The following is a 13,559-nucleotide window of genomic DNA, read 5'->3' as shown; positions in this document are numbered from 1 at the left end:
ACTCATTAAATTGCTCCGTAAAGGTAATTTTAAAAAGTTATTAACCCGATAAGCAACGCCGCAATAAGCATAGCAAGTGATGAACCCAAGGCCCATTTTATAGTAAACTTTACATGATCAGAAAATTCAACACCTGCCAAACCTACTAAAAGATAGGTTGAGGGTACAAGCGGGCTTAACAAATGAACTCCCTGACCGATAAGCGATGCCACTCCTATCTCTAACTTTGTAGCCCCCAAGTGTATACCCGTTTCTGTAATTAATGGCAGTATACCAAAATAATAAGCATCGTTGCTTAAAAAAAATGTTAACGGTGCGCTGCTTACAGCTGTTATAACCGGAAAAGCACTCCCCCAAGTATCTGGCACCATTGCTATCATAGAAGCTGCCATAGCATCCATCATTCCGGTACCAGAAAGGATACCTGTAAAAATGCCTGCCGCAAATATCATCGATGCTACAGAAAGGGCGTTGCCCGCATGCAGTTTCAATACTTTTTGCTGCTCCTCTACTTTGGGGTAATTAATAATAAGTCCAATGCAGAATGCTATCATAAAAGAAACGGCCAAAGGCAGTACATCAAACATCATTGAGGCCAGCAAAAGTATCGTAAGCAGAAGGTTAAACCATATCAGACCAGGTCTCCTGAGTTCGCGCTCTATAACAACTTCTTCCTCGTTTATAAGGTACTTATTCATGTCGCCTTCGCGCGCAATCCTTCTTTTTTCGCGAAGCCCAAGCCAGAATGCTGCAAATAGTACCCATAGTATACCGCCAATCATGACCGGTATCATAGGCATAAACAATTCTGACGCATCCATTTTAAGAGTCGTCATCGCACGTGCTGTAGGCCCGCCCCAAGGCAGTATATTCATTACTCCACCGCCAAGCATTATAATGCACGCGAGAACAAGTGGATTCATGCCCAGTTTTTTATATAATGGCAACATTGCGGCTACAACTATCATATAGGTAGTAGCACCATCACCATCAAGCGAAACCAATATGGTAAGCAAGGCAGTACCTACGACTATTTTTAAAGGGTCACCTTTTACAAACTTTAATATTAGGTTTACCAACGGGTCAAATAATCCGGCATCAATCATTATACTAAAGAAGAGTATCCCAAAAATAAGCATGATACCGGTGGGAGCAATATTCTTTACACCCTCCATGATTATTGAACCAAGGTCGGCAGTAAAACCACCTAAAATGGCAAAAAGTATAGGGATAAGTATTAGCGCCGTTAAAGGAAACAAGCGTTTTGTCATGATCAGGTACATAAATACAATGATCATTGAAAATCCTAAGATTGTAAGCATGACTCTATATTTTTAAGTTTAATTGTTTTCTATTTTAGCCGACCAGTCAAATGAGTTTCTAAAGCCCGCCAATACATAATTGCTTGTATCATCAGGGCTTACCTGATTGACAAATGAAAGTTCTATTGCTGATTGTTTACCAAGATTAATACCCAATCCGGCTGTAATCCTGTTGCTGTCAAATTGTTCCTCCTTTACCACATTCATCCTGATTTCATTTTTTAGAATGCCATACATGAGGTTATTTCCCTTTTCTTTACCCAATGGGATTTTTAACGATATGAGATAACGCAGTCTCAAAACAAAATCATCAGGATTGGTTAAAAAACGTTCTTCGACACGATAACGATGTAATAATGTAGTACGCCCAAGTTTACTTTTAATCGTTAACTGCTGAAACGGCCTGTTTTCATAACGTATCTTTTTATCGGTAAAACTTGTGTACGGTTGTAGCACCAAAAACATGAAACCCACAGCCGGATACAGGTCGTTGTCTAACTTTCTTTCCAAATAGGTAGAAACTAAAAAAAGACGTGAATCTTTTACCAAATCGTATGCACGATATTGAGAAAGGGCTGTAAAGCTGTACTTTTCGCTCAGTTTTGCCGACATTGTATATTGCAGCCACATGTTAAGATTATCTTGCTGCGCTGATGCTTTCGTAGAAAAAAGCATTAAAAAAAACATGATTGATATATATATTCTATACATTCTGATAAATTGTTAATTTATTTGTGTGAGGTAAAAGTATAGGATTGATTTTTTCAAAAATTTAATTTTCAACGAACGACTCATTTAATAAACAAACAACGCAAAGTGCCTATTATAAAATAATGATATTTGTATTTTAAATGATATAATTTTAACGGGTGAATAATTTTTAACACAAAAAAGTATGGTTTTACTAATAAACATCATTATCCTCCTTGTAGCTTTTAGATTACTGTTTGAACAAAAGATTATAGGCAGCCTCATGAAAAAACAATGGACAAACCTTATCAGGTTTCAACATGTTTTGTTTTTTGTGATATATACCTCCTTTCTGATAATTTCAATGTTTTATTTTACCGACATGCCTTTTGCGCTGTACAGGATACTATTTATTATGACGATCAATACTGCCTTGTATATCGTTTGTTATGCCTATTTAGTTCCTGCCTATTATCAAACCCATAAGTATCCTGAATACCTGTTGTATGCCCTGATATTATTTATATCAACAACATTACTAAGACTACTCGCTGAACCTGAATTTTCAAAAGGGAGCGGCGTAGCACAAGACCAAACGCTTTTTTTGATAAGCGTATACAGCTCGCAAAGTATCGTGATTTTAGTAGCTTCCTTTTTAGGAATATCAAAACATAAGTTTTTAATAGAATATGACTATCTCGACCTTGAGGTAAAAAAAAATGAGACCGACCTCAACCTTATGAAGTCAAAGATAAATCCTCACTTTTTGCTCAATACCCTTAATAATATTTATGCGGGCAGTTACAGCCAACATGGTAATACGACCGAAGCAATACTACAGCTAAGCCAGTTGCTGCAATATGTTATATATGAAACCGATAAAAAAACTATTGCCATACATAAAGAGTTTGAAATGATGAAGGCACTTGCGGGTTTGTATCAGCTCAAATACAACAATACACTCCATATAGCATTTGAGTTAAATGATAGTGAAGTGCAGGAACAGGTAGAGATTCCTCCTTCTATATATTTTACTCTTTTTGAGAATGCACTTAAGCATTCAGACATTGGGACAGACATGGATGCCTATATTTCTGTGAGGTTTGATAAGGAAGACGATAACTTGTTGTTCAGAATAGAAAACTCTGTACCAGAACACGCTCAAATTAGTAATAACAAAGGATATAACGGAATGGGACTGGTTGCATTGAAAAAAATATTAGCAATGGAATATGCAGAAAATTATGAATTGTTTGATGAATTATCAAATAAGACGTACTTTTCTACTCTCAAAATAAAGTTATGAACCAATTGCAGGTTGTAGGCGTAGATGATGAATACCTTGCGCTGGAACTGATAAAAAAGTATTGTGCCAAAACGGATGACATAAAGTTACTGGCTACCTACAGCAATCCAAAGGAAGCCATGGATTTTTTGCAGCACAATGAAGTTGACCTGCTGATACTGGATATTAATATGCCCGGCATCAACGGGATAGAATTACTACAAAACACACACAACAAGCCGCTCTGCATTTTTATAACTGCCGAAGAGCAACATGCTGCCAAAGCATTTGAACTTGATGTTGTAGATTATCTTATAAAACCCATAAGTTTTGAACGTTTTGAAAAGGCCATCACAAAAGCCAAAGAATACCACCGCTTTATAAAATCTAAAGACATTGTTGAAGATTACATTATGTTTAAATCAGACAACATTGTAAACAAAGTAAAACTGGATGATATTTTTTGGATAGAAGGTTTTGGAGAATACCTCAAAATTGTATCCCGCTATAAAAAATACATGGTACTGGAACGCATGGCAAAATTTGAAGAAATGCACCGTCATCTGGGATTTATTAGAATACATAAATCATACCTGATTTTGAAAAACCACATCGTATCATTCAATTCACGTATGGTACAGCTCAGAGACGGCAAGGAGTTGCCCATAGGCCGTACTTACAAGGACAACCTTAAAGGAATCTAATACATAAGATATAGATGTAAAAAAAACCAGCAAGTTATGAACTTGCCGGTTTTTAGCATTTTAATAAAATTTAAGCAAAATACATTGCTTTTTTGCAGAGAGGAAGGGATTCGAACCCTCGATACAGTTACCCATATACTAGCTTTCCAGGCTAGCTCCTTCAACCACTCGGACACCTCTCTATTTTAACTTACAAAACCTCCCTATTATTTTTTAGGTTTAAGGATTTTGTTGGTTTTATCGATACTTTCCATAAAATGTTTCTCAACCAAACTCAGGTCATTTATCGTTTGTAGCTTGTATTTTTGATATTCGACATTGGCTTTTTCTAAAGCTTGTTTGTGAGTTATTTTTCCGGAGTGAAGTAAAACTTCATTGCCTGTCAGATTTATAAATTCTTCCAGCTTTTCTATCCAACTGTTCATATACATTGGCTTTTGATTCAAAGCCTGAATTTCGGCCAAATCTAAATAAGCAGAAACGATTCGGTTTAAGACATTTAATTCCTGTTCATTCAAATAATTTTTGGCAGTTTCAGCTTCTTGTTTGGTTGGTTTCTTGCCTTTAAAACTGGTTAAACCCAAATTAGCTTTACTGGCATCAATGCGCTGATAAATTATTTCAGCTGCTGTATGTCCATGCGCAGCCCAGTGCATTTTGTTTTGTATCGTCTGAAAAAACAAAACAGAGCTTTCTGCTTTTGGGTCATAATCTATACTTGTCGCATAAATATCAAGCACTTTACGCCAAAACACCTTCTCAGAAGAACGAATATCTCTAATCCGAGCCAGTAATTCGTCAAAATAATTCCCTCCGCCAGTTTGTTTCAGCATTTCATCATTCATGGTAAAACCTTTTACCAAGTACTCTCGCAATCTTGCCGTCGCCCATTGACGAAATTTAGTTCCCTGCAAACTTTTCACTCTATAACCAACAGAGATTATTACATCGAGATTATAAAACTTAACCGGCTTGTCGGAATTTGCAACGTGCAAAATTTGCACATTGCTTTTCTTGTCCAATTCTTCTTCTGCAAAGATATTTTTTAGATGTTTTGTAATGACAGTCCTATCCTTACTAAAAAGCTCTGCCATCTGCAATTGCGTAAGCCAAACTGTTTCATTCTCTAAACGAGTTTGTATTTTGGTCACACCGTCTTCTGTTTGATATATCAGTATATTACTTTCCATCTTAAAAAGGTATTTTTATAGTCAACACTTTACAAAAAAACAATATTTTTTTGATTCTCAGACCTATTGATGTTTTTTTTGGCAGTTCGAAAAAGTTAATAAAAAAACCCCGAAACACAAGTTTCGGGGTTTGGTATTCTTTAAGTTAAAAATTTGCAGAGAGGAAGGGATTCGAACCCTCGATACAGTTACCCATATACTAGCTTTCCAGGCTAGCTCCTTCAACCACTCGGACACCTCTCTAAATTGGTCTGCAAATAACATAAAAAAAAATGACTTAGAAAAACAAAATCGGATATTACTTTACATACTTTTTCTAAATTCTTCCATAAATAGCTTGACCGCCTTTTTTTGATAGCCTCCAATAGTCAGCATAAACGAGTCTCTCTTAGTGGGAACTCCTGTAATCTGAATGGCTTTGAGGTCATCCCAACCTTTTAGGGCTTTTTCAGCAACTATTGTAGCCCAATCACTATCCTGAACCATTTGCAACAAGGCATGAATTGAGTTTAGCTCGATCGAAATCTTAGGTCGCATTTTGTTCTTAGCGAATAATTCTTCTACAAACTCCCTTGAATTCGAACCCTTTCCCGGTAAAACAAGCGGAATTTCCTCTATCTTCTTAAACGCAATTTTGTCTAAAGCTGCCAGAGAATGTGTTTTCGAAACCACCATTACCATTTGCGAAGTAAACAAAGGAACTTTCTCAACAGGAATATTTATCTCATGCGAAGAAATCACCAGAACCAAGTCTAACTCGTTCGTCAGTAGTTTTTGTTCTAAAGCCTCTGTTGTACCATATTCGACCACAATTTTCAGGTTCGGATATTGTTTGGCAAACGTATTGATAACGGGCAAAATCAAAAGTCCAAAAATATAGGTTACCCCTATTCGCAGTTCACCACCAATCATTTCGTTTAAATCTTCAATCGCCTGCTTTCCGTTTTCTACATTTTCAATGACTTTTTTGGCGTGAATAAGGAAAACAGCACCGGCTTCGGTAAGCTGCACTTTTTTACCTATTCTTTTAAACAAAGGCATTTCAAGTTCTTCTTCTAGTTTCTTTATCTGTTGTGATAATCCGGATTGGGTTACAAAACACAACTCTGCCGCTTTTGTAAAATGCAACACCTCTGCTGTTTTGATAAAATATTCTAACTGATAAATTTCCATATTGATAATTTTAATTACTTATTATAAGTAAAATTATTAATTTTTCTAATGAAATCATAATCCCGAACTTTGTAAAAAAATATCAGGCATCATGTTTCAAGCGTTAAAATCAAAAAACTTCAAGTTATTCTTTTACGGACAATCTGTTTCTGTAATTGGAACCTGGCTTCAAAAAACAGCCGTAAGCTGGATGGTTTATAGCGTTACGGGTTCGGTTTTTTTGCTGGGATTGGCAACGTTTTTAAGTATGATCCCCTCTTTATTTCTGGCTCCTTTAGCCGGAAGTATTATTGGCCGCTACGACAGACACCGTGCTATGATTTTATTACAATCTTTGGCAATGCTTCAGGCGGGTGCTTTGGCTCTGCTGATTTACCTGAAAATATACAACATCAACTTTATTCTGGCTTTAAGTCTGATTCAGGGCATCATCAATTCTTTTGACATGACCTGCAGACAAACGATGATGATTGATATTGTCGACAACAAAGAAGATTTACCTAATGCAGTCGCCTTAAACTCTACCCTGAATAATTTTGCCCGAATTGCAGGCCCGGCTCTGGCGGGAATTATTCTGCACAATTATGGTGAAGATATTTGTTTTATCGGCAACTTCTTAAGCTACATTCCGGTTTTAATTTCGCTGTTAATGATGAAAATTACACCACATATTAAAGCCACTGATAAGATGAAAATGGTAGATGATTTTCTGGAAGGTCTGGATTATGTAAAAAAAGAAACCGAAATGGCCAAAATGCTTCTGATGTTAATGTGCAGCAGCTTATTTGTTATTTCTTTCAACACTTTAATGCCTGTTTTTGCCAAGGATATTTTTAACGGAAATGCTCAGACTTTCAGCTGGTTTGAAAGTGCTGCCGGGATTGGATCAATACTATCCGCTATTTATCTGGCTAACCTTAAAAAAGCTGACAATATGGGTAAAATAATGATCACTGCAAGCTTATTGCTGGGTTTTAGCATCATCATATTAGCCTATTCAAATAGCTTAACTGTAGCGCTTATTTGCATGGCTTTAAGCGGTATTGGAATGATGGCGCAAACCTCATCAATCAACATTTACATTCAAACACAAAGTACCGTAAATATGCGTTCAAGAAGTATTAGTTACTATTTGATGGCGTATCAGGGAATGATTCCTGTGGGAAGTTTGATTATTGGCTATGTGTCACACATTATCGGAACCAGAGAAACTGTCGCCATTCAGGGTGTTATCAGTATTATCTCGGTCATTGTTTATGTGTACTACAAAAAACAGAGTTCTCAGGAAGAGTTTGGAACCTGTGAGGTTCGCTACAAAAATTGATAAGCTCCAATTTTAGAAATTCCAAATTCCAAAGCAAAGATTGGAATTTGGAATTTTATTTTATAGCGAAATCTCTCCACGCAAAGCGGTTTCGAAAATCGTTTTAAACTCGGATTGTGGAATATTATGTCCTAACAAATACATTAATTTCGTAATAGCAGCTTCGGTAGTGATGTCTTTTCCAGAGATCACTCCAAGAGATTTCAAAGCAGTACTGGTTTCATATTGCCCCATATTTACGCTTCCTCCCGAACATTGCGTAACGTTAACGATGTGCAATCCGGATTGAATTGCTTTTTCAATCAAATTTAAAAACCAATCTTCTGTTGGGGCATTTCCAGAACCGTAGGTTTCCAGAACAATTCCTTTTAAATCTTTAATTGCCAGAATAGAAGCCAAAACCACTTCACTCATTCCCGGGAACATTTTGATAATCGCAACGTGATTGTCTAATTTTTTATGAACGATCAGTTTTCCTTCTGTATTTACAGGGAGAAACAGGTGTGTGTTTAGTTTTAAATGAACCCCTGATTCTACCAATTCAGGATAATTTGGTGCGGTAAATGCTTTAAAATGTTCTGCATTTACTTTTGAAGTTCGGTTACCCCGGTACAGTTTATATTCAAAATACAAACAAACCTCATTGATTACCGGTCTACCATTTTCCTGAAGTGAAGCAATCTGAATGGCTGTAATCAGGTTTTCTTTAGCATCGGTTCGCAAGTCACCTATCGGAAGCTGAGAACCTGTAAACACTACCGGTTTTGCTAAATTCTCCAGCATAAAACTCAAGGCCGAAGCAGAATACGACATAGTATCTGAACCATGAAGCACTACAAATCCGTCGTAAGCAGCGTAATTTTCCTCAATAATTGTAGCAATCTTTGTCCACTCTTCAGGATTCATATTCGAAGAATCAATGGGAGTTTCAAATGAAACCGTTTCAATCTCGCAATCTAATTGTTTGATTTCGGGTATCTTTTGCAATAATTTACCAAAATTGAACGCCTTAAGTGCGCCCGTCTCAAAATCTTTACTCATACCGATAGTTCCTCCGGTATAAATTAGTAGTATTTTAGCTTTAGATGACATCCTGATATTTTAATTTATTGACAACAGGATTGGCATACATTGCCAAAAATCCTTGTCTTGTCACTGGGTTATCACTTCCGATACGCATTTCTAAACGGCGCTCAAACAATGATTTTTCACTTTCTTTGTACAAGTGAGCAAACTTATTTGTCTCATTTAAAATATCGTAAGCAATAAAATTCGTTGGCCATAATTGATAATTTTTCAAAACCGAATCATCAATAACCTGTGCCAAAGCCTGCACTTGTTTGTTGGCATTGTCATTCTCAGCTACAATCTGATCGATCTCTGTATCTAAAACGTCTCCAACAGAAATATGAATTCTTTTTTTAGTTCCCATGACACCACTTATGATGGTCATGAAATCTTCATTTTTTTCTTTAATATAAACCTCATTATTGGCTTCTGCCATTAACTGTGGCATCTTCAGAACATCTGTTGGATCGTATTCGTATGAAATAGAAACCGGAACAATTTTTAATTTTTTAAAATAATCCATCAAATTGGGTTCATCAGACCCCATTCCGATCATTTTCAAGACTCCCGGATTGGTTTCGTCATTTCCGTCTTTTGTTCGGCCTTCTCTTTGTGCAATCCAAACCGAACGATTTTCGCGAAGTAATAATTGCCCGATATACTCAGATAATAATTTAGAACTCTGCAACATTTCTCTTGGCGTTAAACCTCTTAAAACCAAAAAATTTCGGTTTAGTTTTGCCAAAGTACTCAGGAATGCTTTTTTAACCAAATTGTCTCCAATTGCAGATGCCGTCATGACTAAGCCATGCTCGAAAAGACAAACATTTAATAAGGTGGTATCCAATAAAATATCTCTGTGATTGGAGATAAATAAGTAAGAAGTATTTTTTTCTAATTTCTCAAATCCTGAAGTGGTAAGCCCTTCTGAACTTTTCTCTAAAACCTTTTGTATGGTGTTGTAAATAAAGTTGCATTGAAAATCACGAATCGAATGTGTTTTTTTAAGCTGCTCTTTCCAAACCTCATCTGCTACTTCCGGAAAAGTAAAGTTCATCATGGTTTTCATCATCGGATGATTGACAACATCATGAAGTGCTTCATTTATTTCAGAATCATAAAACGGTCGAATGGCATCAAATCTCTGCATTATTTATATTGGTTTTAAGTGGGCAAAAGAACAAAAAAAAAATTAAACTATTGTAAGGTATGGGTTAAATCCCAAAAACGTCTTTCGAATTTTGAGTTGTTCGCTCCGCAATTTCTTCTTCAGAAACATCATATATATCGGCTAATTTCGCAATAACATTTACTAAGTAACTGCTTTCATTTCGCTTTCCCCGGTACGGAATTGGCGCTAAATAAGGAGAATCGGTTTCCAGAACGATGTGTTTCAAATCGATCTGATTTAGAAACTGATCGATTTTTCCGTTCTTGAAAGTTACCACTCCACCAATTCCCAGCTTCATATTGTAAGACAGCGCCTGAAGTGCCTGTTCGTATGTTCCTGAAAAGCAATGAAAAATTCCAATTAAATCAGCTGATTTTTCCTCTTCCAGTACTTCAAAGATTTCATCAAAAGCCTCACGACAATGAATTACAATAGGTAATTTGTATTGTTTTGCCAGTTGAATTTGTCTTTTAAAGGCAATTTGCTGCTCTTTTAGATGTGTTTTATCCCAATACAAATCGATTCCAATTTCACCTACAGCGTAAAACTTTCGTTTGGCCAGCTCCGTTTCTACATGTTTTAACTCTTCTTCGTAATTGTCTTTCACATAGGTAGGATGCAACCCCATCATCAAGTATACATAATCCGGATAATTTTGCTCCAGATCGTACATCGACTGTGTGGCAGCGGCATCAATCGCAGGAATAAAAAAACGGATTACTCCGGCATTTATAGCTCTCTGCATCATCTCGTCGCGGTCCTGATCAAATTCTTCAGAATATAAATGTGTATGTGTATCGGTAATTATGGGCTTCAAATTCAATTGTTATAATTTTTAATGGCCCAAAATTACGATAATATTAAAAACTTTCCCAATTTGAATGAAATGAGGAAAAATAGCACGCGGATTTTTACGGATTCACTTCGTGAAAACGCAAATAAAAACGGATTTTTTAGATCTGTACTGTTTATCTGACTGAACAAAATAGTAAACCCGACAAGTTTTAAAAACCTGTCGGATTTGAATCAATATGAGATACTAAGTTATTTCCCTGTTTTAACAAACAATAAAGCGCGGTCTAAAACTTCGTCTTTACCTTGTTGAGCCCCTAAAATGGTTGGGATTACTTTAATATCCGGGACAATCCCAATACGCTGTGTTTCTTTTTTATTTGGGTAAAAAGCACCCATTGAAGTAAATGAAGAATCAAATCCGTTGATAATGTTAAATTCATAATTTGGTCCATCGGAGCCCGATGTCTGAGTACCTACAACGGTAACATTTGGTGCTGTCTGAAGGCTCATTACGGTTTGTTCCCCAAAACTATGAGTTCCTGAACCTACCAGAGCAATTACTTTACCTTTATAATAATCCGGATTGATTTTACCACATTCTTCCATATCGTCCATAAAATAATAACGACCAGGATAACTTAAGTCCTGTCGAAGCAATCTCAAAATTGGTTTTGGCTCCGGATTTAGATATTCGCTGATTAAAAAATCGGTATTGATTGGTCTGCTTCTGGCATCAAAAATAATCGCTTGTGTCCCTTTTAATTCCTCCATCATCTTTGCAACTTCCTCTTTTGGCACTTTGCTCATTCTTACAAAACCAATATTATCTGCCATAATTTCCCATTTTGCAGTTTTTTTGGGTGGTGATCTTTTAATTTTTTCGTTTGGGTAACGATGTATTTTCTTTGTTGATGTCACATTATCTCTAATGAATTCAATTTCTAAATCATCTGTATCCCCTGTAAACATTATAAAACCTCCCAAGTAAGTCGCTACAGCTTTATTAGATCCCTGCATGTATTTTGAAAGCTCTACTAATTGTTGTGCAACTGTACTACCATCCACTTTTGTTATAATATCGCCAATTCTTAAGTCATCTATTTTGGCTAAGGAATCATTTGCTATCGCAACAATTACAGCTTTATCGTTTATAAATTTAGCTGTAAAAGGAATATACTTCTCTCCACCCAAATATTTAATCATATCCGGACTAGTAGTACCGGCATGTGTATCGTTAAGCTTTATCGATATTTCACGCATTGCCAATAAAAATTCCTTTTCGGAAGCAGGAGTATCGATATGAGGAAGAATTTCCATAAGCGCTTCGTCCCAATTCTGATCCATTACATATTTATATGGGAAAAAATACTCTATATAATTCCAAAAACGGAATAGTGCCAAAAGACGTAAATTTCTATCTGTCCATTTAAATTCAGTGTACGCTGGTTCATTAACGAACTGCAAACGAACATTTTTTCCGTCTTGGTTTACATAATGATTCGCGCCCTGAAATCTATTCTCTGTAATAAATTTCAATTTTTGAGAAAGACTTTTAGAAAACAGCTTGTCTTTTTGCGTCCATTCTAAATTCAAATTTTTAGTAAAATAGTCTATTTTGGAGTTCAGGGCCACTGGTGTGTTAACCGGTACTTCTCCCAGACTTTCAATCCATTTTTCGATTGTAGCAGAAAATTCTTCTTTGGTTTGTGCTTTTTCAATTTTAGGCAAAACCTCAAAGAGTTTTTCATCCCAGTTTATTTTCCCACTGGCAACTGTAGGATGGTAATATTTTAAGAACCCCCAAATTTTGCAGGTCGCAGCAAGCTTTTCGGTTTGGGTAATTTTGGCATAGCCAAAGATCGTCTGAGTGCATACAATAAGAAAAACTAAAGTAATTTTGTTCATGTAAATAACTGGTTAGGTTGAAATTGTTTTTTGGTAAATTTTTCTGAAAAAAAATCAGCCGAATGTAAAACTAAAAATCCGGATTCGTTTACGGCTTTGTGTAAAAACCTTTTTTATATAAATAAACCGGACAGATTTTTAAAACCTGTCCGGTTTGAATAAGTATAAAATTCTTAGCGATTTTGATGTTCTAACAAGCAATTAATCCAAATCGTCCAGCAGCTCCTGAACATCGTCGTAGTTTTCATAATCCTGCGAAATGGTCTGCAGGATTTCTCTACAGCCTTTGTAATCTTTTTGTTTTAGTCTGGACAATGCCAGATACCATTTGGCTTTCTCTTTATAAGCAGAAGTACCTGATTTTAACTCATTAAAAATAGCTTCTGCCTGTTTATAATGGTCTTCTTCCAATAAAGAAATTCCGTAAAAATATTGCATTTCAGCGGTTTTATTTTCTGTTAACAGTTCTTCAAAAAACGGAATTGCCAATACATATTTTCCTTCATTGAAAGCTTTTTCTGCCTGTTTTAAGGTTTCGTCTGTATCGCCACGTTCGACAAAAGAAGCTGTTTCCGGATGATTAAAATCGTCAAATTGAGGAGTCCCATTATAATCAAAAAAGAACAGTCCGAATAAAATAATAATCGATGCCGCTGCCGCGAAATACCAAGGTCGCATTCGGACAACTTTGGGCTTGTTAGCGTTGAAATGTTTCTCCGAAATCTGTGTCAAGTTTGCCGTAAAGGCTTCTCTCTCTTCCTCATGTACAAATTTGTTTCTAAGCTGCAACTGTACTTCTTTAAAAGTTTCAAACTCAGAAGCCAGTTCATGATCCTCAGACAATTGTTTCTCAAAACGATCCTGTTCCTCAGCAGTCATTTCTTCTTCAAGATATTGATCGAATAATATGTAACGTTCATCGTTCATGATTC

Annotated in this window: 12 protein-coding genes and 2 tRNA genes; 3 read left to right on the top strand and 11 right to left on the bottom strand. The window is 36.1% G+C overall.

Annotation, left to right across the window (positions count from 1 at the left end; all coding sequences use genetic code 11):
• Nucleotides 1-29 precede the first annotated feature (29 nt).
• On the bottom strand, nucleotides 30-1,322 hold the full coding sequence (locus AC3IS6_RS06355; protein WP_489164150.1) for a CitMHS family transporter: 1,293 nt from the start codon (nucleotides 1,320-1,322) through the stop codon (nucleotides 30-32).
• An 18-nt stretch (nucleotides 1,323-1,340) separates the two neighbouring features.
• Nucleotides 1,341-2,033 carry a DUF2490 domain-containing protein gene (locus AC3IS6_RS06350; protein WP_489164149.1) on the bottom strand — a complete coding sequence of 231 codons (693 nt, stop codon included), beginning with the start codon at nucleotides 2,031-2,033 and terminating at the stop codon, nucleotides 1,341-1,343.
• A 184-nt stretch (nucleotides 2,034-2,217) separates the two neighbouring features.
• On the opposite strand from AC3IS6_RS06350, the gene AC3IS6_RS06345 reads away from it, so the two are divergent.
• A complete protein-coding gene (locus AC3IS6_RS06345) occupies nucleotides 2,218-3,318 on the top strand; it encodes a sensor histidine kinase (RefSeq protein WP_489164148.1) in 1,101 nt (366 codons plus the stop codon).
• Nucleotides 3,315-4,001, top strand: coding sequence for a LytR/AlgR family response regulator transcription factor (locus AC3IS6_RS06340; protein ID WP_489164147.1), 687 nt, complete (start codon nucleotides 3,315-3,317; stop codon nucleotides 3,999-4,001). Before AC3IS6_RS06345 ends, AC3IS6_RS06340 begins: the two co-directional genes overlap by 4 nt.
• A gap of 95 nt (nucleotides 4,002-4,096) precedes the next feature.
• On the opposite strand, the gene AC3IS6_RS06335 is transcribed toward AC3IS6_RS06340, so the two are convergent.
• The 4 genes from AC3IS6_RS06335 to AC3IS6_RS06320 form a co-directional block, all read right to left on the bottom strand.
• A tRNA-Ser gene (locus AC3IS6_RS06335) sits at nucleotides 4,097-4,183 on the bottom strand.
• 24 nt (nucleotides 4,184-4,207) lie between these two features.
• Nucleotides 4,208-5,191 (bottom strand): virulence RhuM family protein, encoded by a 984-nt coding sequence (locus AC3IS6_RS06330; protein WP_489164146.1) that lies wholly within the window; start codon nucleotides 5,189-5,191, stop codon nucleotides 4,208-4,210.
• A 156-nt stretch (nucleotides 5,192-5,347) separates the two neighbouring features.
• Nucleotides 5,348-5,434, bottom strand: a tRNA-Ser gene (locus AC3IS6_RS06325).
• Between the two features lie 60 nt (nucleotides 5,435-5,494).
• The gene (locus tag AC3IS6_RS06320) at nucleotides 5,495-6,364 is read right to left on the bottom strand and encodes a LysR substrate-binding domain-containing protein (RefSeq protein ID WP_489164145.1); all 870 of its coding nucleotides are present in this window, start codon (nucleotides 6,362-6,364) and stop codon (nucleotides 5,495-5,497) included.
• A gap of 91 nt (nucleotides 6,365-6,455) precedes the next feature.
• Between AC3IS6_RS06320 and AC3IS6_RS06315 the strand changes: the two genes are divergently transcribed.
• A complete protein-coding gene (locus AC3IS6_RS06315) occupies nucleotides 6,456-7,688 on the top strand; it encodes an MFS transporter (protein WP_489164144.1) in 1,233 nt (410 codons plus the stop codon).
• Between the two features lie 60 nt (nucleotides 7,689-7,748).
• Here AC3IS6_RS06315 and AC3IS6_RS06310 read toward each other — a convergent pair whose 3' ends face one another.
• The 5 genes from AC3IS6_RS06310 to AC3IS6_RS06290 form a co-directional block, all read right to left on the bottom strand.
• Nucleotides 7,749-8,780, bottom strand: a complete 1,032-nt coding sequence (locus tag AC3IS6_RS06310; protein ID WP_489164143.1) for an asparaginase — start codon at nucleotides 8,778-8,780, stop codon at nucleotides 7,749-7,751.
• Nucleotides 8,770-9,906, bottom strand: coding sequence for a 1-acyl-sn-glycerol-3-phosphate acyltransferase (locus AC3IS6_RS06305; protein ID WP_489164142.1), 1,137 nt, complete (start codon nucleotides 9,904-9,906; stop codon nucleotides 8,770-8,772). The genes AC3IS6_RS06310 and AC3IS6_RS06305 overlap by 11 nt, the downstream gene beginning before the upstream one ends.
• Nucleotides 9,907-9,970: 64 nt before the next feature.
• On the bottom strand, nucleotides 9,971-10,750 hold the full coding sequence (locus tag AC3IS6_RS06300; protein ID WP_489164141.1) for a TatD family hydrolase: 780 nt from the start codon (nucleotides 10,748-10,750) through the stop codon (nucleotides 9,971-9,973).
• A gap of 221 nt (nucleotides 10,751-10,971) precedes the next feature.
• Entirely contained in the window at nucleotides 10,972-12,627 is a 1,656-nt protein-coding gene (locus AC3IS6_RS06295; RefSeq protein WP_489164140.1) for a S41 family peptidase, read from the bottom strand.
• A 201-nt stretch (nucleotides 12,628-12,828) separates the two neighbouring features.
• Nucleotides 12,829-13,554, bottom strand: a complete 726-nt coding sequence (locus AC3IS6_RS06290; protein WP_489164139.1) for a tetratricopeptide repeat protein — start codon at nucleotides 13,552-13,554, stop codon at nucleotides 12,829-12,831.
• Between the last annotated feature and the right edge of the window lie 5 nt (nucleotides 13,555-13,559).

Source organism: Flavobacterium sp. KH_035 (genome assembly GCF_057839565.1).
The sequence above is the reverse complement of the archived record's forward strand: the minus strand, read 5'-3'. Positions and strand labels throughout refer to the sequence as shown.